Below are 25,437 nucleotides of genomic sequence, written 5' to 3' on the forward strand. Positions count from 1 at the left end.
GCCTGGGAGGTGGCCGCTGGAGTCGTCCGTCAGGGGGAAGGGCGACCACCGGTGCCGACGGGGGGTCCCGGTCGGGACGGGGCAATGTCGGTTACCCCGTCCGTCCCGGGTTCGGCTCCGGTTTCTGCGGCGACGCTCCGCGATCAGTTGTTAGTTGCCGCCGCGGCCGGCCCGGACCTGGATCCGCACGGCGTCGAACGCCGGCGTCTCGTTGGCCCGCTCCATCATCGGGATGCGGTGCGAGCCGTCACCGGCCCACGAGGCGCACTGCGCGGTGCCCGCGCTGGGCATGCCGGGCACCTGGATGGTGACCGAGTCGGGGGCCCGTCCGCCCTGGCTGTCCTCGGTGGCCACGAAGAACGCGGGAACCGGCGACGCGTCGGGCGCCTCGCGGGTGCTCGACAGCATGCGGCACGCGGTGTGGAAGTGACCGCGGGTGATGCCGTCCTGCAGAACGGAGCTCTCCACGTAGTAACCGCCCTTGCCGGCCGCGAGGAACCGGTCGCGGATCAGGTTGCGGGTGCTCACGGTCAGCGTGAACGGGGCGTTCACGGCGACCGAGCGGGGCGCCTGCGTGATCAGCAGCGACGGGTTGTTGGCGGCGCTGGAGACCTCACCGAACTCGGTGGTGACGCAGCGGTCGCCGACCTGGAAGCCGTCGTGCAGCTGCAGGTTGCTCGTGGAGCAGTTGTTGGTCAGGACGCCGAGGCCGACGCCGGGCGGCGGAGTGGTGCCGCCGTCGGAGTTGGTCGGGTCGGGCGCCGGCGCGGTGGTCTCCTGCTGGCCGCCGCCGTTGTTGTCGCCGCCGCCGTTGTTGTCACCACCGCCGTTGTTGTCGCCGCCGTTGTTGTCGCCGTTGTCGCCGCCACCGTTGTTGTCGCCGTTGCCGTTGTCGCCGCCGCCGTTGTTGTCGTCACCGTTGTTGCCGGTGTCGCCGGAGGCGGTCGGGTCGGCGCTGGGGTCGGCCTGCGGCGCGGTCGTCGCGTCGTCCGCCGGCGCGGTGGTCTGCTCGCCGCCGCCGTTGTTGTTGCCGACGTTGTGCATCACCCAGCGGCGGCACCGGGCCCGCAGCTCGGCCGTGGTCGCCACGTCACCGGCGCCGTCGTCCGCGTGCTGCGTGACGGCGCCGTTCTCCTGGGTCCACGAGCCCCTGCGGGTCTTGGTGGAGAGCTTGGTGCCGGCCGGAGCGCGGACGCTGTCGCAGGCCGACAACGCCTTCCGCTGCGTCCGGTTGGTCGACGCGCTCGAGATCTGGGTGACGGTGACGATGCCACCGAAGACCACGAGGGTCGAGGCGACCGCGATGATCCGGCGACGGCCGCTGAACCAACCCGAATTCCTGGATGAAGCGCGCCGGTACTTGGACCTTCGCATGGGGGGACACCTTTCTCTGTCTCGACGACCTGGACGGGGTGGCGGGGAACTACCTCGCCCGGAAAATGCGCATGGTCGTGATGACGCCGGCCACGAGTGCGGCGGCGAGGACTATGAGGATCACCGTGGTGTTGACACCGGGGATGGCATTGGTGCTGCTGTGCGCGGCCGCGATCATCTGGCCGTCGACGGGAACGGGGCCGGCGCCGGGGTTCGCCGGGGCCGGGGCGGTCGGCAGGTCGCCGTAGCTGACCAGCCCGCTCGACTCCAGCAGCGTGATGTGCGTCAGGACGAACTGGTTCGTCTGCTGCGCGAGCTGCCGCACCGAGTCGTTGCGGGTGCTGGCCCGGATCGTCGCGATGGCCGGGAAGATCTTGCCGTGCGCGGCGCGGAGCCGGTCGATGTAGATCTGGTCGAACGTGGTCGCGTTCGCGTTCCGCATCTCGGCCAGCCAGCTCTGCTGGTCGCCGTTCGGCTCGCTGGGCAGGTCGATGTTGAGCTTCTTGGCCACTTCGCGGTCGAGCTTGTCCAGCACCACGTGTTGCGCGCCGATCGCCTTGCCGATGTTGACGATCCGCGGATCGTCCGACTTCTCCTGGGCCATGTTGCTGGCCGGGATCTCCCACAGCCCGGCCAGCCGCACCTTGATGACGAAGTCGGCGTCGGCGGGGCTGACCGAGCCGCTGCCCTTGGCGTTGAACGAGCTCTGCGGCACCGGGATGTCCCCGCCCGCCGCATGGGCCGGCGAGACGGGCGCCAGCAGGAACGTCAAAATCATTGCCGAAATGCCCACCAGCCAGCGCGAGAGCCGGCGAGAGAAGCGGGCGGCAACCATTTCCAACCTCCGAGATCAGCAGTTTCTTAAATCGCGCTTAAGTGACGGACTAGTAGCTGTAGTCGCCACCGGAACTGCCGGTGCCCGCGGAATCGTCGGAATCCGAATCGTCGGCGGGCGGCGCGACCGGCTTGGAGATGGCCGGAAGGCAGGTCAGGTTCTTGGCGCCGTCCGGCTTGATCACGAACCACTTGCCGGAGACGTTCTGGCCCTTCCACTGACCGGGCTGCTTGTCGCCGATGTAGGTGTAGAGCGGCCAGCCCTTGAGCGTCAGCTGCTTCGTGCCGTCGGCGCGGGTGACCGTGCCGACCAGCTTGGGGTTGACGCCCTTGAGGGTCGGCTTGCCGTCGTTGGTGAGCGCGGGCGGCCAGGTCCGGGCGCAGTCGCCGTTGCAGTTGGTCTTCGCCGGGTTGTTGGAGTCCGAGTCGAAGCGGTACAGGACGTAGCCGTCCTCGTTCTCGACGACCGAGCCCATGCGCTTCACGGCCGTGCCGGTCAGCTTGTTGGTGACCTGGTCGTCGGAGAGGGCGGTGCTCGCGTCCGAGCCGGGCGGGGCGGTGGCGTCCGGGTCGGTCTCGGCCACCGGGTCGGTCGTGGCCGCCGGGTCGGCGGTCGCGCCCGGGCTCGCGGCGGTGTTCGAGGCGGGCTCAGCGGCATTGCCGTAGTCGGCGGCGTTGTATCCGGCCGGTGCGCAGCCGGTCACTGCGAACGCCGCGGCGATGGCCGCGCCCACGACCATCAACTTGCGCTTCTCCGGTACCACGTGCCCTCCAGGGATTCCGCATCTGGCGTTTCCGGGCAGTAGTACGGGGGCCGGGCCGGGTCGGTTGAACAATCGGCCCAATCAATTCCCTTAATTTTGTTTGAAGCACGCGGCGTATCGGCGCATGTACAAAAAAGGGCCCGGCCGATCGGCCGGGCCCACTTCTTTCAAGATCTTTTTACGGTACGCGGACCAGAGTGTCCCCGCCGCCGCCGTTGGTGACCTCCTGCACCTGGATGTGCGCGATGTTCTCGCGGGAGGTGGCGGTGATCGCCTGCAGCAGCAGCGGCTCGGGGTTGGCGGCGGTGCCCCAGCCGTTCTCCCCCACGTTCCACGAGACCAGCGACTCGGTGGTGCCGTCGGTGTGCACCGCCACCAGCCGGCACTCCAGCGGGCCCTTGATGTTGGAGATCGCGAAGGAGATCTGGGTGCCCCAGTCCTTCTTCTCCAGCGCCGCGTCGAGATGCACGCCGGTACGCGGGTCGCTGCCGCTGTACCGCTGGCCGGCCAGCTCGGGGCCGCCGATGCCGGGGCCGCCCTGGGTGTTGGGCAGCGGGTCGAGCTGCGAGCTGCCGCGCTGGGCGGTGTTGCCCGCCGGCTTCTGGTCGGGCGCGAACCACTTGCCGCCGGCGAACAGGGCGCCGATCGACAGCATCGCGAAGATGACCACCGCGGCGGCCAGCGAATAGAGCCGGCGGCTGTTGGCCCGGCGCCGTTCGGTGCGGACCTCGCCGAGCATGGTGTGCAGCATGACGCCGTCGCGCTTGGCCTCCTCGGCGGCGATCACGGCGCCCGCGTCCACGTCGGCCAGCAGATCGGCGACCTGCACGAAGGACTCCAGCTCGAACGCGCACCGCGGGCACTCGATCAGGTGGTCCTCGAAGCGCGCGGCGTCGTGCTGGTCCAGCACACCCAGTGCGTACGACGCGACGTCGTAGTGCTCTTCCTGCGTCATCACTCCGTCACCCCCCGCTGCTGCAGCGCGGCACGCAGCGCACGCAGAGCGTAATACACACGTGACTTGGCGGTACCCAACGGAAGGTTGAGCTTCTCCGCCGCTTCCGGCACCGTCCGGCCCCGGAAGTAGGTCTCGATCAGGATCTCGCGGTGCGACTGCGACAGCTCGCGCAGCGCGTCGGAGACGGTCATCGACTGCAGGACGCGATCGGTGTCGTCGGCGGTGCTGGGGAAGCTCTCGAGCTCGCGGTCGTACGTCTCGGCGGGACGGGCGCTGGCGCTGCGGTGGTCGTCGATCGCGATCCGCCGGGCGACTGTCACGAGCCACGGCCGCAGCGACTGCTGGCCCTGCGCGCCGAGCCGGTGCGCGTTGCGCCAGGCACGCAGCAGGGTCTCCTGGACGATGTCCTCGGCGCGCTGCCGGTCGCCGCCGGTCAGCCGCAGCACGAACATCAGCAGGGGGCCCGCGTGCTCCTCGTAGAGCATCCGGACGAGCGTGTCCTCGTGGCTCGGCTCGGTCACGCCGTGCCGGGGCGCCTGCTGCCGGGGGATCACCGAACCACCGTCATCCACACCACGGCCTCCGTCGAGAGACTGCCACCGACCGCCGCCGGAACGCTGCTGTGTCATCTGGCACACCCCGCCCGGCGCGAGTCGTTCCTCGACCAGCGCATGCATTGATACCTCCGCCCGGAGCTTTCCCCGTCGCCTGAGATACGGCCGGGGAGGCCCGCCGGGATCAACGGTGGCGTGGAAATTTCCGGGACGGCGGCGATCAACTGTCCTCCGGTGTCGTGTGGGGGCGGCACGGGCACATCGGCAGACGATCAAATTCATCCATCTGGACCGATATGCCTACCAGGGCGACCGAATAATACTCAGCCGTGGGCGTCCCGGGAAACGGCCTGGTGAGCAGCGGCGACGCACTGGCGGTGCGGTTCTTACCGGTCCGTAGGCGGACGCTCTCACAGCGTTCTCATCACGGGACTGGGAGCGCTCCCGGAACCGTTATGCCCGATTTCGCGCTGTGGCCAGCGTCAAGGCCCGATGGAGCACCCGGGCGTCGCCGAGCATCCCGCGGAGCCGCCGCTCGAGCCCGGCGATCGGCACCAGGTTCTGCGGGGCGCGCGGATCCTTGTACGCCGACGACGCGAACCGCGGCAGCGTCACCGCGGACAGCTCGGCCAGCTCGATCGCCTGCTCCGGGGTCAGGTCGGGCGAGCACTCCACCCGCACGATCCCCGACCACGGCGCGCCCGAGCCGCCCGGCAGCCGCAGGTACCAAGACCAGCCGCCCCAGACCGTGCCGAGGTGGAAGACCGGGGTGCGCCGGCCCGGCCGCAACGCGGTGACCACGGCGGTCAGCGCGGCCGGGAGGTACTGCTTCTGCTGGGTCTTCACATACCCGATCGTGCGGGGCAGCTGGCGCCGGTTGCGCAGTGGACCGTCCACGACCAGCAGGTCGTCGCCGGCGCCGCCGCGGGCGATCGACGATATCTCGATCTCCAGCGCGGTCAGCTGCGGCTGCACCGCGGCCGGAAGCTTGCTGGCCTCGCCCGTGCCCGAGACCCGGTGCACCTCGTAGCGCACCATCTGAGTCTGCAGCGCCTGCGCCGACGGGCTCGCCGTGAACAGTCCACGCCCGACCCGGGCGTCGGCCAGCTCGGCCGAGCCCCGGCCCAGGTCGCACCGCACCACGCCGGCCGCGAACGAGGCGGCCAGCCCGGCGTACGAGGTGCCGTCCTCCTCCTCGGTCCACAGGCCGGCGTCGTTGCGCCGCACGCCGTCCACCAGGAACACCACGTCGGGCGGGTCGAGGCCGCGCGGCGGGTCGATCGGCGCCCACTCGGCGGCCGGCACCTCCACATCGGTGTCGACCTGGGCGCTGCTGGGCGACGCCGGGCCGTCCTCGCCGCCGCCCTCGAAGGAGGAGCCGTAGGACGGATCCCACGCGTCGACGTACATCCTGGTCACAGGCCGACCCTCTCGACGTGGGCCGATCTGGCGTCCTTGCGCACCTCGAAGCGCACCGGCACCCGCTCGGCGAGCGCGGTCACGTGGGTGACCATGCCGACCATCCGGTCGCCGCGGGCCGCGAGATTTTCCAGGGTCGCGGCGACCACGTCGAGGGTCGCCGCGTCCAGCGTGCCGAAGCCCTCGTCCAGCACGATCGACTCGAGGCTCGCCGCGGTGGTGGACATGCCGGCCAGCTGCTCGGAGAGGGCCAGCGCCAGCGCCAGCGACGCCTGGAACGTCTCGCCGCCGGAGAGCGTGCGCACCCCGCGCCGCAACCCGGCGTCGTGGTGGTCGATCACATAGAACTCGCCCTTGTCGTGCATCAGGTCGTACTGGCCGCCGGTCAGCTCGCGCAGGATCCGCGACGCGCCGTCGACCAGCAGGTCGAGCGCCTCCTCGAGCAGCCAGCGCTCGAAGTTGTTGGCCCGCAGGTGCCCGGCGAGCGCCTTGGCCACCCGGCCCTCGCGTTGCAGCGCCATCCGCTGCTCGGTGAGGTCGCGGGCCCGGTCACGCAGGTCGGCCGCCGTGCGCCACTCGGCGTCAGCGGTCGTCGCCGCCACGGTGGCCGCGCGGATGAGGTCGTTCTCGCCGCTCTCGGCGCCCCGCGCCGGCGGCGTCACGCCGGCCGCCGTGAACAGGGCGTCGACCGTCGCGAACGCATGGACGGTGGCCTCGTGGGCGGCGGCCACCGCGGCCTGCGCCTCGTCGCGCGCGGCGGCCCGGCTGCGGTGCTCGTCCCCGGCCCAGTCGACCAGGGCCGTCCAGGCCGCGGCCAGGTCGTCGCGGTCGGCCGGCGGCGGGGCGAACCGGGCCACCCGGTCGCGCACGCCGTCGAAGGTGCGCCACGCGGCGCGCACCCGCTCCTCGGCCTGGTGCGCGGCGGCCTGGGCCCGGCGCTGCGCCTCGCGCGCCGTGCGCACCGCGACGCCGGCCTGGTCGAGCTTGCGCTGCAGCGCGTCGATCTCGGCGAGCTGCCGCTGGAGCGCGGCGACGCCGGGCGAGCCGGCCACCACCGCGCGCACCTCGGTCAGCCGGGAGACGTGGTGCTCGTGCTGGGCGCGCTTGCGCTCGAGGTTGCCCTCCAGCTTGCGGGCCACGGCGTCGCGCTGCTTCCAGGCCGACTCCGCGACCTCGGCGGCGGCGCGGGCGGCCTGGCCGGCGGCCTCGGCGGCGCGCACCGCCGAGCCCTCGGGCATGGGCGGGACGGCCGGCACGGTCTGCTCGCACACCGGGCAGTGGTCGCCGGCCGACAGATGCGCCCGCAGCGCGGCGGCCCGGTCGATGCGCTGCGCCTCGGTGTAGTCGAGCCGGGCCTGCTCCAGCAGCTGAGTGGCACCCAGGTGGGCGCTGTGCGCGAGCTCGGCGGCCGCCTGCGCGTCCCGGAACTCGACCTCGGCCACCTGGACCTCGCCGGCGAACCACTCCTCCTGCTCGGTCAGCCGGTCGAGCTCGGCGTGCCGGTCGAGCATCAGCCGCAACGAGCCGGCGTCACCGGCGGCGGCCAGCTCGCCGCGCACCTTGTCCTCGCGCTCCTCGCAGACGCGCACCTCGTCGGCGGCCGCGACGGCGCTCGCCCGGGCGGCCGCGGTCGCGCCGGCGATCTCGGTGCTCCCCTCGGGCATCCGGATGCCGGAGAGCAGCCGCAGCTCGCCGTCGAGCGCGTCCCGCCCGGCGGCCGCCTCGGCCTCGCCGGGCCGGGCCGGCCGCAGCTCCCCCACCGATTCCTCGACGGCGCCCGCCAGCTCGCGCATCCGGGCCAGGTGGCGCTCGGCCGCCTCGACGGACGCGTCGGTCGCGTCGGCGAGCCCGGCCAGCTGCTGGTCGATCACGCTGAGCTTGTCGGTGGCGGTGCGCTCGCGGGCCACCGCGCGCTGCTGCACCTCCTCGTAGACGTGCAGGCCGAGCAGGTTGACCAGGATCTGTTGCCGGGTGGCCGGCTTGGCGTGCAGGAAGTCGGCGAACTGGCCCTGCGGCAGCACCACGCAGCTGGTGAACTGCTCGTACGGCAGGCCGACCGCGCCGAGGACCGCCTCCTCCATCTCGGCCGGGGTGCCGGCCAGCACCTCGCCCAGGTCGTCGAGGTCCATGCCGGTGTCCAGCTTGGTCACGTCGAATCCCGGCGGCATGAGCTGCAGCCCGGCGCCGGCGGTCTTGACGTTGCCCCGGCCGTCGCGGCGCACCACCCGGGTCGCCACGTAGCGGTCGCCGGCCGACTCGAAGACCAGCCGCACCCGGGCCTCGGCGGCCGAGGGGGCCAGCGCGTTCGCGATGCCGCGGGCGCCGCCCCAGCGCGGGACCGTGCCGTAGAGCGCGAACGTGATCGCGTCGAGCACCGTCGACTTGCCCGAGCCGGTCGGCCCGACCAGCGCGAAGTAGTCGGCGTCGGTGAAGTCCACCGTGGTCTCGTCGCGGAAGATGGTGAACCCGGACATGTCCAGTCTGATCGGTCTCATGCCCCGGCTCCGCTTCGCTCGCCCGGGCCTGAGGCCCGGCCACTGAGCCACCTGCCTTCGCTTCGCTCACTCATGGCGCGGTGCTCACCTCGTCGTACAGCTCGTCGAACAGCTCGCGGACGCCGTCCTCGGCGTTGCCGCGATGGTCCAGGTAGTCGCCGAAGAGCTCGCGCGGCGACCGGCCGGCCCGCTGCGCCATCCGCCCGCCGGTCCGGCTCGGCATCATCTCGGGGTCGATCCGCACCTCGAGCGCGTTGGGCAGCAGCTCCTGCACGTCCTCGCGCAGGCCGACCCGGGGCGTCTCGCGCACCAGCACGCGCAGCCAGGCGTCCGGCAGCTTCACCGTGGCGAGCTGCTCGAGCGTGCCGCGCACCGTGCGCAGGGCGCGGGCCGAGGCGATCGGCACGTCCCGCACCCGGGCCGCCTTGTCGGTCGACACGTCGACGATCGCGACGGACGGGATGTTTTCCTCCTCGCCGAAGTCGACGGCCAGCGGGCTGCCCGAATAGCGCGCGGGGCAGGGGGCGATCACCTTCTGCGAGCGGTGCAGGTGGCCGAGCGCCACGTAGTGCGCGCCGGGCGGGAAGATCGTCGCGGGCACCGCGTACCCCATGATGGTGTGCGCCTCGCGCTCGCCGCCGCCGGCCGACGCCCCGACGATCGTGAGGTGGGCGGTCAGCAGGTTGATCACACCCGGCTGGGCGAAGGGCTCGCTGAGCTTCTCGATCAGCCGGGCGATGTGGTCGGCGTACGTCTGGTTGGCCTCCGCCGCCGTCAACTCATACATTTCGGACGCGCGGATGGCATAGCGCTGAGACAGGAACGGCAGAGCGACCAACTGCCAGCGCTCGCCGTCGCCGGTGGTGCCGGTTATGCGCAGATCATCGGGATTTTGCCCGACGGACCCCCGCAGGGTGATGCCGGCGTCGGAAGCCCACGGGCGCAGCGCGTCCAGGGCGGCGCCGTTGTCGTGGTTGCCTCCGATCGCCACCACCTCGGCGCCGGTGCGGCGCAGGGCCGAGAGCGCCCGGGTCACCACCCGGGTGGCGTCGGCCGTCGGCGCCGCGGTGTCGTAGAGGTCGCCGGCGACGATCACCAGGTCGGGCCGCTCCGCCTGGGCGATCTCGACGACCTGGGCCAGCACCTTGATGTGCTCGTCGTGCCGGGTGCGGCCCTTGAGGACCTTGCCGACGTGCCAGTCGGACGTGTGCAAGATGCGCATCGGAGCAACCTTAGAACGGGATGTCGTCGTCGGCGCCGGGCCGGCCGACCACGGCGAACGGATCGGCGCCCTGGACGATCGAGCGCATCGAGGACGCCGGGGGCGGGCCCGACTCGGACTTGCGGGTGGCCCAGGCCGGGAACGGGAACTCGACGCAGAGCGGGACCGGGATGTCGGGCTGGTTGACGAACATCGTGCCGGGCCGGGCCAGCAGGGCGCGCTGGCGCATGGCCGGGGGCAGGAAGCCGTACTCCGGCCGCGCCGCCTCGGCCGGGTCGAGCCGGCCCACCACCCGGATCGCCGAGTTCGTGACGATGCGGCGCTCGACCTCGCTGGCCGTCTGCTGGGCGCCGATCAGGATCACGCCGAGCGAGCGGCCGCGCTCGGCGATGTCGAGCAGCACCTCCTTGATCGGCGAGGTGCCCTCGCGCGGGGCGTACTTGTTGAGCTCGTCGAGCACCACGAACAGCAGCGGGCGGCCGGTGCCGGCCTTCTCCTTCTCCTCGAACTCGGTCTTGAGCGTCACGCCGACCACGAAGCGCTGCGCGCGGTCGGGCAGGTTGTGCAGGTCGACGACCGTGACCTGGGCCGACTCGGCGGTCTTGATCTGGTGCGGGCGGCGCTGGGCGAGGTCGCCGCGGATCAGCCGGGACAGGTCGCGCTTGCTGCCGATCAGCCGGCGGGCGAACGCGTTGACCGTGCCCATGTTGACCGCGCTGCCGGCCCAGGTGGACCGGGTGTCGTCGTCGGTGAGCTGCTCGACGATGTGGTCGACCAGGTCGCCGTAGGACGAGATGCGGCGGCCGTCGATGCTGATCCCGCCCTCGGCCGGCACCGCGTACCGGTTCAGGTGGGCGGTCACCGAGTGGACCACCATCGTGTACTGCTGGCGCTCGTCGTCGGCGTCGGCGAACACGTACGGCAGGAGCTTGCCGGCGCAGAACTCCTCGAGCGTCCAGTAGAACGCGTCCACCCCGGTGAGCCGGCTGCTCACATCGGGCGCGCCGGACGAGTCGCCGGCCCGCGGCGGGGCGTAGACCCGGACGTCGGCGAACGGGGTCGCGGGCAGCTCGAGCAGTTTGTACGCCGCGGTGGTCGGCTCGTCGAGCTTGGTGTTGGCGTGGTCGAGGAACAGCAGGTCCTCGCCCTTGACGTTGAAGATCAGGGCGCGCGCGTTCGCCCCGTCGGCGCCCAGCTGGCCCGAGCGGAACACCGAGTAGAGCAGGAAGGTCGCGAAGCTCGTCTTGGTCGCCACGCCGGAGATGCCGGAGATCGAGACGTGCGCGCCCCGGGTGCCGTCGAGAAAATCGGCATTCAAGAACACGGGTACGCCGTCGCGGCCCGTGCCCATCGGGATGCGCCGCTCCATGCGGTCGAAATGCAACGCCGCGTCGCGCGCCTCGCCCTCGGCCCGATGCACCACCGCGCCCGGCGCGGGCGGCACGTAGAGCTCGGGGTCGACCCGGGTCGTGGTGATCTCGGCCGCTTCCTGCACCAGGGCCGGCAGCGTGCCGTCGGCGATCGCGAAGACGTCGGAGTCGAACTGCGCGCCCTCGTGCCGGGCCCGCACCTGGGTGACCACGCCGGCGATCGTCACCGGCTCGCGGTCGGGCAGCTCCCGGCGGGTCACCACGACATCGTCGAGCTGCAGGTAGCTCCCCGGCGTCACGGCCGTCCAGAACTGGAGCGGCGTGGCGTCGGCCGTGCCGAGCACCCGCCCGACTGCGGCATTTTCATCTGACACGCCGATCATGTTGCCTCAGGGGTACGACAGAACCAGCAGGTGGCCAGGGTTGGCATTGGTTGTCCACAACTTCTGGTGGCCATCCACAGATTTATCCACAAGATCTTGCTGAACCTGTGGAGGCGCGCCCCAGAATCGAACCGATTGCGGCCGATCGGCCAATGACGGGTGACGACTCACCAGAAGGGGACCACGTGGGCCGGTCAGCTGCCCTGACGCTCGTACCGCAGAAAGAGCATGTCCTCCCGGGAGAGCACGTGCCGCAGCGACATCTCCCGCGCGATGCTCGGCGCCCCCGTCGCGATGCGGCCGGGGCCGCCGCCGACCAGCAGCGGCGCGACGGTCAGACAGAGCTCGGTGACCAGGTCTCGCGCGATCAGCGAGCCGAACAGGGCCGGACCGCCCTCGCAAAGCAGTTGAGTGGCGCCCCGCGCGTGCAGCGCGGCGATGCCCGCGGCCAGGTCGATCTCGCCGTCGCCGACCGCGATCACGTCGGCCACCTCGGTCAACCGGCCGGGTACGGCCTGACGGTGGGTGAGCACGATCGGCCGGATCGGCGCGTCGCTGAAGACCAGCTGCTCGGGATCGAGCTCCAGCGACCTCGACACCACCACCATGAGCGGAAAGTCGGGCAAATCTCGATCTTTTCGCCATGCTCGCGCCTCGGGCGTCAATCGCAGCGCGTCGTATCCTTCCTGCCGGAGCGTCCCGGCGCCGACGATCAGCGCGTCGCAGACCATCCGGAGCGAATCGAAGATCTCCTTGTCGCCCGGTCCCTGCAGGCCGGCGGAGAGGCCGTCGATCGTGGCGGCGCCGTCGACGCTGGCGATGAAGTTGACCCGCAGCGTGGGCTCGGCCCGGCGCGGATAGAGGTCGACCAGGTCGTCGGGCCAGGCGCGGAAGACGCTCACGGCCCCGGCGGGCCCGTCACGGGCGGGGTCGGCTGTGGCGTCTTATGCTGGCAGTCGCACCACGACCCGCCCCGGCAGTCCTCGTGGCGTCGTTCCCGGCAGGCCTGGCAGATCACACCCCGAACCCTAATCCCTTGATGCCGGCGACACCGCCGCGCAACCGGAGCGAAACCCCGATTTGGCAGGGTGGACAGCCACGGGGGCGGCTCGCCGTGCCGCCTTTCCCCGACGGGAGGAGTTGCATGTTGCTGCGGGTTCGAGTCACCCTGCCGGACCGTCCCGGCGCCCTCGGCCAGGTGGCCCGCACGCTCGGCGTCGCCGGCGCCGACATCGTCCAGGTCGTCGTGCTGGAGCGTCTCGGCGGCCGCGCCGTCGACGACTTCACCGTGGTCTGGCCGGGCGCCGCCCGGGTCGAGCGGCTCCTCGCCGGTCTCGCCGCCATCCCCGGCGTGCAGGTCGACGGCGTGTGGAAGGCGATCGGCGCCCCGGTCAACGGCGGCCACGACGCCGAGCTGCTGGCCCAGGTCGCGGCGAACCCGGCCGACGGGCTCGCCACGCTCGTCGACGCGGTGCCCGGCCTGCTGGCCGCCGACTGGGCCGCCGCCGCGGTGGTCCCGGCCGACTGGGCGGCCCGGGCCGGCGCGCCCCGCCCGCTGCCGGCCGAGCCGATGACGAGCCTCGGCGGGGACGCCACGATCGCGTACGCGAGCTGGCGCGCCCCCGCCCCGCTGCGACTCCCCGAGATCACGCCGCTGCGGGCCCGCCCGCTCACCGGCACCGAGGGCACCCGCTACGCGGTCGCGCCGTTCGGCCGGGCCGGGCTGGTGCTGGTGATCGCCCGGCAGGACGACGACGAGCTGCCCGCCGCCGGCTTCCACGTCACCGAGGTCGACCGCGTCGCGCAGCTGGTCCGGGCGGCCGCCGTGATCCTCGGCGACCGGCTCGACGAGGCCGCCGTGCCGGCGGTGATGTGAGCGCCGTCATGTGATCGGACTCTCCCGGAAACCCCCAGCTCAGGCAATGTCCGGTTAACACCGCCCAGGCAGTATTGAAGGGCAGGACAGCCGAAGGGAGTGCCTCACCATGGCGCTGTGGCGGATCCGGGCGACGGTGGACGACCGGCCGGGCTACCTTTCCGTTCTGACCGCCGCGCTCGCGCTCAAGGCGGTCAACATTCTCGCCGTTCAGGTGCACACCACCGAGGCCGGCGCGGTGGACGATTTCCTCGTCGACGCGCCCGACGCGCTCACCGAAGTCGAGCTGCTCGCCGCGATCGCCCGCGGCCGGGGCCGGGACGCGTTCGTGGCGCGGGCCGAGGCCGAGGGCCTCGCCGACCAGCCGACCCGGGCACTCGCCCTGGCCGGGCGGCTGGTGCACGACCCCGACGCGCTGGGCGAGGCGCTGGTCGCTCTGCTCGAGGCGACCGAGGTCCGCTGGCGGCCCGACCCGCTGCCGGGCCGGCCCGGCTACACCGACGACCGGATGACGCTGGCCGACCCGGCCGGCGGCTCGTACGAGGTGCTGCGGGCCCGGCCCGCGTTCACCCCGGCCGAGTACGCGCGGGCCCAGGCCCTGGTCGAGGTGGCCGGCACGACCGTGCGCCACCACCAGGAGCAGGCCACCCTGCTGCTGCCGGACGGCGCCGAGCTGACCGTGCGCACCGCGACCGGCGACGACGCCGAGGCGGTGCGCGCCCTGCACGAGCGCTCCTCGGCCGCCACCGTGGCCAGTCGCTATCTGGGCGGCGGCACGCCGGGCGAGACCCGGCTGCGCCGGATGCTCGAGCCGGTCCGCGGGCGCACGCTGCTCGCGATCGACCCGGGCGGCCGGGTGGTGGCGATGGCCAACCTGCTGGCCGAGGGCGACCTCGGCGAGCTCGCGGTGCTGGTCGAGGACGGCTGGCAGCGCCGCGGCATCGGCACGGCGCTGGTCCGCCGCCTGATGGCGTGGGCCGAGCGCGGCCGCTTCGCCGCGCTGGTGGCGCACACGGCCGCCGACAACGTGGCGATGCTGCGCACGCTGCGGCGGATGGGCGCCACCACGTCCGAGCGGGACGGCGCGATGGTCACCGTGACACTGCCCATCACCGGGCGTGCGCCCGCCAAGGACGAGACGCCGGTCAGCTGACCCGGGTGCCGTGCTCGACGCAGGTGGCGGTCCACCCGGCCGGAACGACCTGCACCTTCATCCGCCGGCGGCAGTCCGGGCAGTAGCGAGGCGGTTCCAGCTTGCGGGCCGCCGCGCACGCCGCGTGGTCACCCGCGTCGGCCGGGGAGCCGCACCGGTCGCAGTACATCAGAGCGTCGCCGAGAGCGCCTTGACCGGCATCTTCAGGTCTTCCAGCAGGGCCAGGTCCGCGGTGGCCGGGCGCCCGAGCGTGGTCAGGTAGTTTCCGACGATCACCGCGTTGATCCCGCCGAGCAGGCCGTCGCGCGTGCCGAGGTCGCCCAGAGTGATTTCCCGGCCGCCCGCGTACCGGAGAATGGTCTTGGGCATGGCCAGCCGGAACGCGGCGATCGCCCGCAGCGCGTCCTTGCCCTCGACCACCGGCTGATCGCCGAGCGGCGTGCCCGGGCGCGGGTTCAGGAAGTTCATCGGGACCTCGTGCGGGTCCAGCTCGGTCAGCTGCGCCGCGAACTCGGCCCGCTGCTCGACCGTCTCGCCCAGACCCAGGATGCCGCCGCAGCAGACCTCCATGCCCGAGTCGCGCACCATCGTGAGCGTGCCCCAGCGCTCCTCCCACGAATGCGTGGTCACCACGTTCGGGAAGAAGGAGCGGCAGGTCTCCAGGTTGTGGTTGTACCGGTGCACGCCCATCTCGACCAGCTCGTCGACCTGCGCCTGGGTGAGCATGCCGAGGCTCGCGGCGACCTGGATGTCGACCGCCTCCCGGATCGCCTTGACGCCCTCCCGCATCTGATCCATCAGGCGCTGGTCGGGCCCGCGCACGGCGGCGACGATGCAGAACTCGGTCGCGCCGGTCGCGGCAGTCTGCTTGGCCGCCTCCACCAGCGACGGGATGTCGAGCCAGACCGAGCGCACCGGCGAGGCGAACAGCCCCGACTGCGAGCAGAAGTGGCAATCCTCCGGGCAACCACCGGTCTTCAGCGAGACGATGCCCTCAACTTCAACTTCCGGGCCACACCACTTCATGCGTACGTCGTGGGCCAGCTGGAGCAGCTCGGGGAGATCCTCGTCCGGCGTTCTGAGCGCTTCCAGGATCCCCGCCTCGTCGAGGCCGGCACCGGTGGCGAGCACCTTCTCGAAGATCTCTTGCATGCCCGTACCCTACCGTGCTGCTGATAGTTTCCCTTTTTCGTGATCGTTGGGGGTGCCTTGACGGGCTGGTTGGATGCGCTGGAGCGCCTCGCCGGGAGCAGGGCCAAGGCCGGGCTCACCCGTCAGCTGCGGCCTCGTCCGGCCGGCGACGAGGTCGTCGACCTGGCCGGCAACGACTATCTCGGGCTGAGCGTCCACCCCGCGGTGGTGGCCGGTTCCGCTGCGGCATTGCACGCGTACGGGCTGGGCGCGACCGGCTCGCGTCTGGTCCGCGGGTCCACCTCGGCCCACGCCGAGCTGGAAGCCTCACTGGCCGAGTGGCTCGGTGCGCCGTCCGCCCTGGTCTTCTCCTCCGGCTACCTGGCCAACGTCGCCGCCGTCCGCGGCGTCACCGCGGTCTGCGACCTGATCGTCTCGGACGCCTACAATCACGCCTCCCTGATCGACGGCTGCAAGATCTCCGGCACGAGTACGGTGGTCGCGCCGCACAACTCCCCGGCCGGCGTCGCGGCGATCCTCGACGCCCACCCCGACCGGCCCGCCGTGGTCGTCACCGAGTCGGTGTTCTCGGTCGACGGCGACCTGGCCCCGCTCCGCGCGCTGCACGAGGTGACCTCGGCCCGCGGCGCGCTGCTGCTGGTCGACGACGCGCACGCGCTCGGCCTGCTCGGCCCGGCCGGCGCCGGCGCTGTCGCCGCGGCCGGCCTCGCCGGCCGGCCCGACGTCATCGTCACGGCCACCCTGTCGAAGTCGCTGGGCGGCGCCGGCGGCGTGGTGGCCGGCCCGGCGCAGTTCATCGACCACCTGGTCGACACCGGCCGCACCTTCATCTACGACACCGCCCTGCCACCCGCGGTGGCCGGCGGCGTCGCGGCGGCGGTCCGCATCGCCCGGTCCGCCGACGACCGCCGCGCGCTGGTCCGGGCCCGCGGCGCCCAGATCGTGCGCCGGCTCGCCGCGGCCGGCTTCCAGGTGCGGCCGCCCGCCGCCGGGGTGCTGTCGGTGCCGGCCCCCGGCCCCGAGGCCGCCGTCGCCTGGGCCGCCGACTGCCGCGACCGCGGCGTGGCGGTGGGATGCTTCCGCCCACCGTCCACCCCCGACGGTTCGTCCCGGCTGAGGCTTACCCTGAACGCGGGCGTCACCGACGACGCGTTCGCCCACGCCCTCGACGTCATCGTGGAGTGCGCACCATGACCGCCAGCAGCTTCGACCCGACCCGCCTCCGCGCCGCGAACATGGTCCTGACCCCCGGCCCGGACGGCGTCACCGGCGCGCCCCTGCCCCGGTCGGCGCCTACATCACCGCTGCCCGCATCACCCCTGCCCTCGTCGTCACCCCTGCCTTCGTCGGCGCCCGTGCCCTCGTCGGCGCCCGCCATGGTGCCGCCCGCACTCTCCACGGCCGGGGTCCGCCCCGCCGCACCGGCGGCCGGCGGGTCGCTGCCCTCGCCCGCGCCCGGCTCGGTGACCATCCGGCCGGCGGTGCCGTCGCCGCGCCCGGCCCCGTCGCTCGCGCCGCCGCTCCCCGACGACGACGAGCCCGCCGACGACCCCGCCCACTCCTCGCCCGCCGACGACCCCGCCCACTCCTCGCCCGCCGACGATCCCGCCGACGGCCGGCCTGCCGAGCCCGGCCCTTTTGCCGCGGACGAGTTCCTAGGGGGCGACGACCCGCATCCGGCCCCGAACGACCCACCTCCCGCCTCGGCAACCGAGCCGGACGCCGCTCAGCTCGCGGAGACCGACCCGCCCAGCGAGACCGCACCACCGAGCGCGACCGCCCCAGCGAGCGCGACGGCAACCTCCGGCGAGACCGCACCGCCGGCCGAGCCTGTCCGCTCCCCTGACGAGCTGCCGCCGGCCGAGCCCACCCCCGCGCTCCCGGACGCGCCGATCTCCCCGGTTCCGATTTCCCCGGTTCCGGACGCCCCGGTCTCCCCGGTCCCCGATTCCCCCGATCCCGCGGCCCCCGAGCCGACCGCCGAGCCGACCGCCGAGCCAACCACCCAGCGTGATCCCGACGACCTTCCCGCCGCCGAGACCCTCGGCGACGAGATCGACACCGAGCTCACCGCCCAGGCCCAGCCGGCGCCCCCGCGCCCCGACCACGGCGAGTGGCGCGGCGTCGTCCTGATCACCGGCACCGACACCGACGTCGGCAAGACCATCGTCACCGCCGCGATCGCCGCCGCCGCGCAGGCGTCCGGCCTCCGGGTGGCCGTCATCAAACCCGGCCAGACCGGCATCGCCACCGGCGCGCGCACCGACATCGAGGTGATCACCCGCCTCGCGGCGCCCGACACCACTCGCACGCTGGCCGAATACCCCGAGCCGATGGCCCCGCTCGCGGCCGCCACGGTGGCTCAGCTGCCGCCGCTGGAGCTCTACGAGGTGGTCGACGCCGTCCGCGCCGAAGCCGACAAGCACGACCTGGTCCTGGTCGAGGGCGCGGGCGGCCTGCTGGTGCCCATGGGTGTGCGGCCGTCGGGCGAGGCCTGGACGCTGGCCGACCTGGCCATCGCGCTGGGCGTCAAGACCGTCGTCGTGGCGCGCGCCGGCCTGGGCACGCTCAACCACACCGCCCTGACCCTGGAGGCGCTTAGCCGCCGCGGCGTCCCGGCCGGCGTGGTGATCGGCGCCTGGCCCGCCGACCCCGAGCTGGTCCACTGGGCCAACCTCTCGGAGCTGGCCCCGCACCTGATGGGCGCCCTGCCGGACGGCGCGGGCCGGATGGATCCCGGCGTGTTCCGCCGCTCGGCCCCCGGCTGGCTGACCCCACCGCTGTACGGCGTCATCGACAACTGGCGGATCTGGGCCGAGGAGACCGACGGTCACTGACGTCCTCGCCGATCACCGGCGTCGACAACAGGCCCGTCTGGGCCGAGGAGACCGACGGCCACCGGCGCCGCTCAGGACCAGGACTCGATCGAGGTTCGCAGGTCCTCGACCTCGCGGCGGCCCTGGTTGATCAGCCCCACCACGTCGCCGTGCAGCGAGTGCATCGCCTCGGTCGCCTCCCGCTCGCGGCCCGCCCGGGCGCGCATGTCGGCCGCCACGAAGCGCAGGGTCAGGGTGTCGTGGTGGGTCGGGCCGAGGACCCGGTCGTAGTCGTCCAGCAGCCGGTCGACCCGGGTCAGCGCCTCGTCGAACTCGCCCGCCTCGGCCAGCCACGACGCGAGCTCGACCGCCACCTCCAGCACCTCGGGGTGGTCGGCGCCGAGCACCCGGCGGAAGTCGTCGAGCAGCGTGCGCAATTCGGCCACCGCGGCGGCGGGGTCGGCGGGGCCGACGATCTCTGCCAGGGCGATGCGGGTGTTGAGCGTGTCGCGGTGGTCGGGGCCCAGCGTGCGCTCGTAGTCGCCGATCAGCGACCGCATCGCGGCCGCGGCGCCGGGGTGGTCGCCGGTGGCGTCCTGCCAGGTGGCCAGGGCGTGGCGGGTGGCCAGCGTGTTCTCGTGGTCGGGGCCGAGCACGCGGGTGCGGGCGGCCAGCAGGTCACGGAAGCCGGCCAGGGCTCGATCGGGGTCGCCGCCGCGCCCGTACGCCCACAGGAGATTGTTTTTGATCGTGAGGGTGTCGGCGTGTTCGGCGCCGAGTCGCCCCGAAGCGAGGGGCAGCAGGCGTTCCCAGAAGATCGTGGCCGCGGGCAGCCGGCCCTGATGGGAGAGGCTGTGGCCGGCCCGGAAGACCACCGGGTGCAGGCCGTCGGCCCAGAGCGCGTCGCCCCCGTCCCGCAGCAGCGCCTCGGTGTTGGCGCGCAGCAGGTCGACCATCTCGGCGTCGGACTCCACGTCGGGCCAGAGCGCCAGCAGGGCGTCGGCCGCCCCGCCCGGATCGTCGCGCATCACCTGCTCGAAGTCGCGCTGCCACGCCTCGCGATCCGGCCCGGAGGGAGAGGTCATGGCCGAATGTGATCACATCACGACGCCCCGTGTCGATACATTGTGGATTATCGATCATGTCGCGGTAGACACACCTTCACGGCGCCCGGCGCGACCCGGGCCGAGAAGCTCTTGGTGGACGTGCGGGCGCCGCCGTCCAGCTCGTACTCCATCTTGGTCTTGAGCTTGACGTCGATGCGCCGGGCGCGGGTGGTGCGGACGAACGGCGACCGCTCGGAGCGGCCCACCGCCATCGTGCCGAGCGCCCGCGCCCACTCCAGAGCGCCGTGCGCGGTGGCCACGCCGACATCGAGCCAGCCGTCGTCGGGCTCGGCGTCGTCGAACGCCTTGATGCCGCCGGTGATCGTGCCGACGTTGCCGATCAGCACGCAGCTGGCCTCGTCGTCGAACCACTTCACACCGTCCACCACGATCCGGGCGGCGGCCGGCTTGCCGTTGACGTGGCGCAGGCCGGCCCAGACGTACGCGAGCTTGCCCAGCCGGTCCTTCATCTTCCGGTCGGCGTCCTGGATCATCGCGCCGTCGAAGCCGACGCCGGCCATGACGCCGAAGTGCTCGCCGTTGAGCTTCCCGAGGTCGATCCGGTGCCGCCGGCCGGTCAGCGCGATGTCCAGCGATTCCGCCAGGGAGTGCGGAATGCCCAGGTTGCCGGCGAGCAGGTTGCCGGTGCCGGCCGGAATGATCCCGACCGGGACCTTCGAGCCGGCCGCGACGTCGAGGGTCCGCTGCACCATCCCGTCGCCGCCCCAGACGAGCAGCAGGTCGGGCTTCTTGGCCAGGAGGGCGCGAACCTTCTTGGGCGCCTTGCGGCTCTTGGGCACTTCTTGCCAGAGCAGCTTCGACACGCCGGCGGAGGTCAGCCGGCGGCGCAGCTCATCGAGCCCACCGTCGAGCGTCTTGCGCTGGTGGGCGACAACGGCGATGGTTCGGGGGGTGCGCATGTCCTGCGCACTACCCGATACCGGCCGTCAGCTAACCGTCTCGCGCATCCGCTGCTCGGCCGCCGCGCTGCGGATCACCATGAGACGCAGTTCGAGCTCGTCCGACACCATAGCGGCCAGGTGCTCGAGCGCCCGCAGCTGCCGCGGCGTGGCCTCGCGCGGCCGATTGTCGATCACGTTGACCGTGCCGAGCCGGTAGCCGTCGTGGGTGCGGATCGGCGCGGCCACGTAGAACCGCAGGCCGAGCTCGCCGCGGACGAGCGGGTGCTCGAGCGTGCGCGGGTCGACGGCCGCGTTGTTGATCACATAGACGTCGTCCTGGGCGATCACCGACGCGCACAGGCCGGGCTCCTTGCCGACCTCGCGGACGCCGCCGAGGCCCTGGCAGGCGGCCAGCCAGACCCGGTCCTGCTCGACCAGCGAAACCGTCGCGATCGGCGTGTCGAAAATGGCCGCGGCGACGAACGCGATCCGATCGTACGCGTCCTCGACCGGCTGATCGACCAGCCGGTAGCGGCGGACGGCCTCGAGTCGCGCCTGCTCCTCGGGGCCGACGTTGTCCAGGTATTCGTAGGCGTTCGACGACGTCGGACTGCTGTTGGTCATGGGTGGGCCCCCTCGCACCTGGTCGCTGACGGAACACGCCGAGCCTAGGAACCGCCCTTGCGCGAAGCAATGCTCACGATGACCGATTTGATGCCACGCTCGCGTTTCGAACGTGAAAGTCGCACAAGGTGTGGGACATCGACGGTCATAGCACGAACGCGTCGGTCCACAGCTGCCGCGAGCGGCCGGACAGGGCCTCCATCAGGCCGACCGCCTGGTTGTCGGTCAGCCCGGCCACGAAGTCGATCACCGCGCGGCCGCGGGCCTGGCCGATCCGGTCGGGCGTGCCCTCGGGCAGCTCGTTCTCGGCCAGCTCGACCAGGTCGCGCAGCCGGCGCGGGATCCGCTGCTCCTCGTCGGGGTCGGTGAGCCAGGCCAGCAGCGCCTCCACCAGCGACGCCAGCAGCCGGCCCTGCCCGCGCTGGTGCAGCGCCAGGTCGGGGCGGGCCAGCACGAACCGGTTCTGCACGAACTTCAGGATCTGCACCTCGTGCCACTGGGCGGTGGCCAGCTGGACGTGCCCGGACCGCACGGCCGGCTGCTCGACCAGCTCGATCGACTCGACCAGCCGCCGGGTCCAGGTCGCCGAGAACGCGCCGACCCGGGCCTCGGCCTCCAGCGAGCCGTCGAACGGCCGGGCCAGCAACCCGTCGACCAGCTCGGCCCGCACCAGCTCGATCGCCGACGCGAACGCCTCGTCGTCGGCCATCCACCCGTCCTTGCGGTGCAGCTGCCGCCGGAGCGACTCGATCGCGCCGCCGGCCCGTCCCAGGTCGGTGGCCGGCCCCCAGCGCTGCCAGGCCATCAATTCCGCGGCGACCGCACCCTGCTGCAGCACGCCGACCCGGTGCACGTCTTCAAGATCATGGATGGCGTACGCGATGTCGTCCGCCGTGTCCATGACCGACGCCTCGACCGTCTGCTGCCAGTCCGCGACCCGCCCGGTGAAGCTCCGCCGGGCGGCGGCCATGTCGTCGAACTCGGTCAGGTAGGCGCCGAACTTGGCCGACCCGCTCTCCGGGTCGTCCGGCGGCGGCGCCGCGCCCCGCGGCGGCGGGTCCATGAACCGGGCGTCGCCGTGCCGGGTCCACGGATACTTCAGGATCGCGGCCCGCACCGCGTTGGTCAGGTTGAGCCCGATCGTGGCCTCGCCCCGGATCTCGGTGCTGGTGACTATCCGGTACGACTGCGCGTTGCCCTCGAAGCCGTCCGGGATCCGCAGCCGGTGCCGGGCCAGCTGATCGAGCACCCGCTCGCCCAGGTGCCCGAACGGCGGGTGCCCCAGGTCGTGGGCGAGGGCGGCCGCCTCGACCACGTCCGGGTCGCACCCGCCCAGCTTCTCGGACAGGTCCGACCGGTCGCGCCCCCGGACGCGCTCGGCGATCGCCCTCGCCACCTGCGCGACCTTGAGGCTGTGCGTCATCCGGTTGTGCACGAGCAGGCCGGCCCCGCCCGGGCTGATCACCTGGGTGACCCCGGCCAGCCGGGCGAAGAACGGTGAGCTGACGATCCGGTCCCGGTCGACCCGGTACGGGCCCGAGGCGAGATCACCCGGCGCGACCAGGCTGTCCCCGAAGAGCCGTTGAGCTCGCGAATCGTCCATGCCCGGCAACGTTACCGCCACGCTCCTGAGGGTTCCGAAGGGTGTCGATAGTCACGGGCGGTGCGATCGTCGCGCAGGTGGCGGAGCACGACTCCGGTTCGTCAGACTGGGCTGATGGCGAAGCGAGGACGTACCGGAGCATGGGTGGCGCTGGCGCTGGGCGCCGCGGCGGTGTGGGTGGCCAAGGACATCCCCCGCCAGATGGGCGGCAAGGCCAAGGGCGACCGCCTGGCCCGCGTGCTGGCGAGCCCGCAGTTCTCCGGCGGCAAGTTCCGCAACACCGTCCCCGCCAGCGAGGTGACCGCCGCGTCGGTGCCGCGCCTGGCCGCCGCGGCCCTGCGCGACCGCGAGGCCCGCCACCCGCGGCTGCCGATCCCGGTGGTGACGCCCACGCCCGGCCTCGACGCCGAGGGTCTGCACGTCACCTGGTACGGCCACTCCTGCGCGCTGGTCGAGATCGAGGGCCGCCGGGTGCTGCTCGACCCGGTGTGGAGCGAGCGCTGCTCCCCGTCGCGCATCTCCGGGCCCAAGCGCCTGCACGAGCCGCCGGTCGCCCTGCGCGACCTGCCCCCGCTCGACGCCGTGCTGATCTCCCACGACCACTACGACCACCTCGACATGGCGACGATCCAGAACCTGGTCGACCTCCAGGCCGCGCCGTTCCTGGTCCCGCTGGGCGTGGGCGCCCACCTCGAGCGCTGGGGCGTCCCCGCGACCCGCATCGTCGAGCTCGACTGGAACGAGCGGTCCAAGGTCGCCGGCCTCGAGTTCGTCGCCACCGCCGCGAGGCACTTCTCCGGCCGCGGCTTCACCCGCGACGAGACGCTGTGGACCAGCTGGGTGATCAACGGGCCCACCCGCAAGGTCTTCTACTCCGGCGACACGGGCTACTTCCCCGGCTTCGCCGAGATCGGCCGCGAGCACGGCCCGTTCGACGTCACGTTGATCCAGATCGGCGCGTACGGCGACGCCTGGCCGGACATCCACATGATCCCCGAGGACGGCGTCGCCACCCACCAGGACGTGCGGGGCGGTCTGATGATCCCGGTGCACTGGGCGACCTTCAACCTGGCGCTGCACGAGTGGCCCGAGCCGGCCGACCGCGCCTGGGCCGAGGCCAAGGCCCGCGACGTCCGGCTGGCCGTCCCCCGTCCCGGCGAGCGCGTCGACGTGGACAACCCGCCGGCCGTCGACGGCTGGTGGCAGCAGATCGCCTGACCCGCCTCTCGCCCGATCGCTCCTCTGCTCTCGTCGTCGCTTGACGTTATGCAGGTTCCTGCCTGCATAATGAGCGCGTGGACAAGGTGTTCAAGGCTCTGGCCGACCCGTCGCGCCGGCGGCTGCTCGACAGCCTGCGCCGACACGATGGCCAGACGCTGGGCCAGCTCTGCGGCCAGCTCGAGATGGCCCGCCAGTCGGCGACCCAGCACCTGTCCGTCCTCGAGGACGCCAATCTGATCAGCACCGTCCGGCGCGGCCGGGAAAAGCTGCATTACCTCAACCCGGTGCCGATCCACGACATCCAGCAGCGCTGGCTGGCCCCCTTCGAGCAGCCGAGGCTGCGAGCGCTGGCCGCCATCAAGCACCACGCGGAGGAGCGAGAGATGACCGAGAAGCCCGCGTACGTCTACGTCACCTACATCCAGAGCACGCCCGAGCGCGTCTGGGCGGCCCTCACCGACGCCGACCTGACCGCGGCGTACTGGGGCCACAGCAACGTCTCGGACTGGCAGCCCGGCTCGGAGTGGAAGCACGTCCGCACCGACGACTCCGGCATCGCCGACGCCGGCGGAAAAGTTCTCGAGGTCGCCCCGCCGCGGCGCCTGGTCATGACCTTCGAGGATCCGGCGGAAGCGCCACCGGCCACCGGCCCGTCGCGGGTCACCTTCGACATCGAGCCGTTCCACGAGATCGTCCGCCTGACCGTGACCCACGAGAATCTGGCCGACGACGAGGCCGTCGAGGCGATCTCGCACGGCTGGCCGGCCGTCTTCGCCAACCTGAAGTCCCTGCTCGAGACCGGTCACGTGCTCCCGCAGGCGCCCTGGGAGATGCACGCCGCGATCCGCGACGCCCAGATGGCCAAGCACGATTAGCGTTCCGCCCCCAGCGAACGTGATAGCAGCAAACGCTGTAACGGTGTAATCCTGTAATCACGTTCGTATGGGAGGTTGGTATGCGTTTTCGTCCCACTCCACCGGGCGGCCGGTCCGAGCCGCCCAACGCCGACGACGCCGCGGCCTGGGTGACCGGCGCCGTCCCCGACGGCTGGTTCACCGAGCGCCCGGAGGTGGTCGTCGACCGAGACGAGATCATCATTTGGGGCCGCGTCGCCGAGCCCGGCCTCGGCGCCGACGCCACCGAGGCCGACCGGGCCGCGGCCCAGGCGGGTCGCATCAACCAGTTCCGCGAGGACACCCGGGAGGACCGCATCCGGGTGGCCCGCCAGATCGAGCACCGCTACCAGCGCAAGGTCGCCTGGGGCATCCGCTGCGGCGACACCAACGAGTTGTTCACCCACCTGGCCGCTCCGGTCATGACCCGGCTGCGCCAGCCCGAGCGCCAGATCCTCGACACCCTGGTCGACGCCGGCGTGGCCCGCTCCCGCTCCGAGGCCCTCGCCTGGTGCGTCAAGCTGGTGGGCCAGCACACCGAGGAGTGGCTGGCCGAGCTGCGCCAGGCCATGACCAAGGTCGACGAGCTGCGCCGCCAGGGCCCCACGACCTGACCTCCGTCCACCTGCGACGGGCTCCGGCCCGCGAGCACCAGCTCGCGGGCCGGCCCCGCGGATACGAGCGGCCCGGCCCGCGGATACGAGCGGCGCCGGCCCGC

Annotated in this window: 22 protein-coding genes and 1 pseudogene; 7 read left to right on the top strand and 16 right to left on the bottom strand. The window is 72.6% G+C overall.

The genetic code is table 11. The annotated features are described in order from the left end of the window. Window positions 1-150: 150 nt before the first annotated feature. From ACFQS1_RS18990 to ACFQS1_RS19035, 10 genes are all read right to left on the bottom strand, one after another. On the bottom strand, window positions 151-1,374 hold the full coding sequence (locus tag ACFQS1_RS18990) for a Pecanex-like protein 1 (RefSeq protein ID WP_378969972.1): 1,224 nt from the start codon (window positions 1,372-1,374) through the stop codon (window positions 151-153). Window positions 1,375-1,423: 49 nt separating this feature from the next. Then, window positions 1,424-2,152 (bottom strand): DUF4142 domain-containing protein, encoded by a 729-nt coding sequence (locus tag ACFQS1_RS18995; protein ID WP_378969974.1) that lies wholly within the window; start codon window positions 2,150-2,152, stop codon window positions 1,424-1,426. 106 nt (window positions 2,153-2,258) lie between these two features. Beyond that, on the bottom strand, window positions 2,259-2,972 hold the full coding sequence (locus ACFQS1_RS19000) for a hypothetical protein (protein ID WP_378969976.1): 714 nt from the start codon (window positions 2,970-2,972) through the stop codon (window positions 2,259-2,261). A 178-nt stretch (window positions 2,973-3,150) separates the two neighbouring features. Continuing rightward, the gene (locus ACFQS1_RS19005) at window positions 3,151-3,927 is read right to left on the bottom strand and encodes a zf-HC2 domain-containing protein (RefSeq protein WP_378969979.1); all 777 of its coding nucleotides are present in this window, start codon (window positions 3,925-3,927) and stop codon (window positions 3,151-3,153) included. Beyond that, window positions 3,927-4,607 carry a sigma-70 family RNA polymerase sigma factor gene (locus ACFQS1_RS19010; RefSeq protein WP_378969981.1) on the bottom strand — a complete coding sequence of 227 codons (681 nt, stop codon included), beginning with the start codon at window positions 4,605-4,607 and terminating at the stop codon, window positions 3,927-3,929. Before ACFQS1_RS19010 ends, ACFQS1_RS19005 begins: the two co-directional genes overlap by 1 nt. Window positions 4,608-4,937: 330 nt before the next feature. Then, a complete protein-coding gene (locus ACFQS1_RS19015) occupies window positions 4,938-5,903 on the bottom strand; it encodes a hypothetical protein (protein WP_378969983.1) in 966 nt (321 codons plus the stop codon). Beyond that, window positions 5,900-8,398 (bottom strand): AAA family ATPase, encoded by a 2,499-nt coding sequence (locus ACFQS1_RS19020; protein ID WP_378969985.1) that lies wholly within the window; start codon window positions 8,396-8,398, stop codon window positions 5,900-5,902. The genes ACFQS1_RS19015 and ACFQS1_RS19020 overlap by 4 nt, the downstream gene beginning before the upstream one ends. Window positions 8,399-8,468: 70 nt before the next feature. After that, window positions 8,469-9,620 carry an exonuclease SbcCD subunit D gene (locus tag ACFQS1_RS19025; protein ID WP_378969988.1) on the bottom strand — a complete coding sequence of 384 codons (1,152 nt, stop codon included), beginning with the start codon at window positions 9,618-9,620 and terminating at the stop codon, window positions 8,469-8,471. A 10-nt stretch (window positions 9,621-9,630) separates the two neighbouring features. Next, window positions 9,631-11,373 carry an ATP-binding protein gene (locus ACFQS1_RS19030; RefSeq protein WP_378969990.1) on the bottom strand — a complete coding sequence of 581 codons (1,743 nt, stop codon included), beginning with the start codon at window positions 11,371-11,373 and terminating at the stop codon, window positions 9,631-9,633. Between the two features lie 194 nt (window positions 11,374-11,567). After that, window positions 11,568-12,275, bottom strand: a complete 708-nt coding sequence (locus ACFQS1_RS19035; protein ID WP_378969992.1) for a pyrimidine reductase family protein — start codon at window positions 12,273-12,275, stop codon at window positions 11,568-11,570. 242 nt (window positions 12,276-12,517) lie between these two features. On the opposite strand from ACFQS1_RS19035, the gene ACFQS1_RS19040 reads away from it, so the two are divergent. Both ACFQS1_RS19040 and ACFQS1_RS19045 read left to right on the top strand, forming a co-directional pair. Further along, window positions 12,518-13,249, top strand: a complete 732-nt coding sequence (locus ACFQS1_RS19040) for an ACT domain-containing protein (protein ID WP_378969994.1) — start codon at window positions 12,518-12,520, stop codon at window positions 13,247-13,249. Window positions 13,250-13,358: 109 nt separating this feature from the next. Next, window positions 13,359-14,402: a GNAT family N-acetyltransferase gene (locus ACFQS1_RS19045; RefSeq protein WP_378969996.1), complete on the top strand. Its 1,044-nt coding sequence runs from the start codon at window positions 13,359-13,361 to the stop codon at window positions 14,400-14,402. Here the strand turns inward: ACFQS1_RS19045 and bsaP are convergent. Together bsaP and bioB are read right to left on the bottom strand one after the other, a co-directional pair. Beyond that, window positions 14,395-14,568: pseudogene (gene bsaP / locus ACFQS1_RS19050) on the bottom strand (biotin synthase auxiliary protein BsaP); the annotation flags it as partial. The gene ACFQS1_RS19045 and the pseudogene bsaP overlap by 8 nt on opposite strands. 2 nt (window positions 14,569-14,570) lie before the next feature. Further along, a complete protein-coding gene (gene bioB, locus ACFQS1_RS19055) occupies window positions 14,571-15,554 on the bottom strand; it encodes a biotin synthase BioB (RefSeq protein ID WP_378969999.1) in 984 nt (327 codons plus the stop codon). A gap of 57 nt (window positions 15,555-15,611) precedes the next feature. Between bioB and ACFQS1_RS19060 the strand changes: the two genes are divergently transcribed. After that, on the top strand, window positions 15,612-16,748 hold the full coding sequence (locus ACFQS1_RS19060) for an 8-amino-7-oxononanoate synthase (protein WP_378970001.1): 1,137 nt from the start codon (window positions 15,612-15,614) through the stop codon (window positions 16,746-16,748). A gap of 860 nt (window positions 16,749-17,608) precedes the next feature. Next, complete coding sequence (gene bioD, locus ACFQS1_RS19065; protein WP_378970382.1) at window positions 17,609-18,391, top strand: dethiobiotin synthase; 783 nt, start codon at window positions 17,609-17,611, stop codon at window positions 18,389-18,391. A gap of 71 nt (window positions 18,392-18,462) precedes the next feature. On the opposite strand, the gene ACFQS1_RS19070 is transcribed toward bioD, so the two are convergent. From ACFQS1_RS19070 to ACFQS1_RS19085, 4 genes are all read right to left on the bottom strand, one after another. Next, window positions 18,463-19,455, bottom strand: a complete 993-nt coding sequence (locus ACFQS1_RS19070) for a tetratricopeptide repeat protein (RefSeq protein ID WP_378970003.1) — start codon at window positions 19,453-19,455, stop codon at window positions 18,463-18,465. Window positions 19,456-19,502: 47 nt separating this feature from the next. Then, window positions 19,503-20,396 (bottom strand): diacylglycerol/lipid kinase family protein, encoded by an 894-nt coding sequence (locus tag ACFQS1_RS19075; protein ID WP_378970005.1) that lies wholly within the window; start codon window positions 20,394-20,396, stop codon window positions 19,503-19,505. A gap of 27 nt (window positions 20,397-20,423) precedes the next feature. Beyond that, the gene (locus ACFQS1_RS19080; RefSeq protein WP_378970007.1) at window positions 20,424-21,002 is read right to left on the bottom strand and encodes a GAF domain-containing protein; all 579 of its coding nucleotides are present in this window, start codon (window positions 21,000-21,002) and stop codon (window positions 20,424-20,426) included. Between the two features lie 145 nt (window positions 21,003-21,147). Further along, on the bottom strand, window positions 21,148-22,605 hold the full coding sequence (locus ACFQS1_RS19085; protein WP_378970010.1) for a deoxyguanosinetriphosphate triphosphohydrolase family protein: 1,458 nt from the start codon (window positions 22,603-22,605) through the stop codon (window positions 21,148-21,150). 114 nt (window positions 22,606-22,719) lie between these two features. Between ACFQS1_RS19085 and ACFQS1_RS19090 the strand changes: the two genes are divergently transcribed. The 3 genes from ACFQS1_RS19090 to ACFQS1_RS19100 all read left to right on the top strand — a co-directional run bounded on the left by ACFQS1_RS19090 (window position 22,720) and on the right by ACFQS1_RS19100 (window position 25,333). Next, window positions 22,720-23,823, top strand: a complete 1,104-nt coding sequence (locus ACFQS1_RS19090; RefSeq protein WP_378970012.1) for an MBL fold metallo-hydrolase — start codon at window positions 22,720-22,722, stop codon at window positions 23,821-23,823. 77 nt (window positions 23,824-23,900) lie between these two features. Next, on the top strand, window positions 23,901-24,701 hold the full coding sequence (locus tag ACFQS1_RS19095) for an ArsR/SmtB family transcription factor (protein WP_378970014.1): 801 nt from the start codon (window positions 23,901-23,903) through the stop codon (window positions 24,699-24,701). A gap of 80 nt (window positions 24,702-24,781) precedes the next feature. Then, window positions 24,782-25,333, top strand: a complete 552-nt coding sequence (locus ACFQS1_RS19100) for a hypothetical protein (RefSeq protein WP_378970016.1) — start codon at window positions 24,782-24,784, stop codon at window positions 25,331-25,333. Window positions 25,334-25,437 lie beyond the last annotated feature (104 nt).

The sequence above is a fragment of the Paractinoplanes rhizophilus genome (assembly GCF_042664765.1).
GTDB classification, from domain to species: Bacteria; Actinomycetota; Actinomycetes; order Mycobacteriales; family Micromonosporaceae; genus Actinoplanes; species Actinoplanes rhizophilus.

Coding starts and splice junctions, on each gene's coding strand:
- ACFQS1_RS18990 (WP_378969972.1), bottom strand. CDS start 1,374: ATGCGAAGGTCCAAGTACCGGCGCGCTTCATCCAGGAATTCGGGTTGG.
- ACFQS1_RS18995 (WP_378969974.1), bottom strand. CDS start 2,152: ATGATTTTGACGTTCCTGCTGGCGCCCGTCTCGCCGGCCCATGCGGCG.
- ACFQS1_RS19005 (WP_378969979.1), bottom strand. CDS start 3,927: ATGACGCAGGAAGAGCACTACGACGTCGCGTCGTACGCACTGGGTGTG.
- ACFQS1_RS19010 (WP_378969981.1), bottom strand. CDS start 4,607: ATGCATGCGCTGGTCGAGGAACGACTCGCGCCGGGCGGGGTGTGCCAG.
- ACFQS1_RS19020 (WP_378969985.1), bottom strand. CDS start 8,398: ATGAGACCGATCAGACTGGACATGTCCGGGTTCACCATCTTCCGCGAC.
- ACFQS1_RS19025 (WP_378969988.1), bottom strand. CDS start 9,620: ATGCGCATCTTGCACACGTCCGACTGGCACGTCGGCAAGGTCCTCAAG.
- ACFQS1_RS19030 (WP_378969990.1), bottom strand. CDS start 11,373: ATGATCGGCGTGTCAGATGAAAATGCCGCAGTCGGGCGGGTGCTCGGC.
- ACFQS1_RS19040 (WP_378969994.1), top strand. CDS start 12,518: ATGTTGCTGCGGGTTCGAGTCACCCTGCCGGACCGTCCCGGCGCCCTC.
- ACFQS1_RS19045 (WP_378969996.1), top strand. CDS start 13,359: ATGGCGCTGTGGCGGATCCGGGCGACGGTGGACGACCGGCCGGGCTAC.
- bioB (WP_378969999.1), bottom strand. CDS start 15,554: ATGCAAGAGATCTTCGAGAAGGTGCTCGCCACCGGTGCCGGCCTCGAC.
- ACFQS1_RS19070 (WP_378970003.1), bottom strand. CDS start 19,455: ATGACCTCTCCCTCCGGGCCGGATCGCGAGGCGTGGCAGCGCGACTTC.
- ACFQS1_RS19075 (WP_378970005.1), bottom strand. CDS start 20,396: ATGCGCACCCCCCGAACCATCGCCGTTGTCGCCCACCAGCGCAAGACG.
- ACFQS1_RS19080 (WP_378970007.1), bottom strand. CDS start 21,002: ATGACCAACAGCAGTCCGACGTCGTCGAACGCCTACGAATACCTGGAC.
- ACFQS1_RS19085 (WP_378970010.1), bottom strand. CDS start 22,605: ATGGACGATTCGCGAGCTCAACGGCTCTTCGGGGACAGCCTGGTCGCG.
- ACFQS1_RS19090 (WP_378970012.1), top strand. CDS start 22,720: ATGGCGAAGCGAGGACGTACCGGAGCATGGGTGGCGCTGGCGCTGGGC.
- ACFQS1_RS19100 (WP_378970016.1), top strand. CDS start 24,782: ATGCGTTTTCGTCCCACTCCACCGGGCGGCCGGTCCGAGCCGCCCAAC.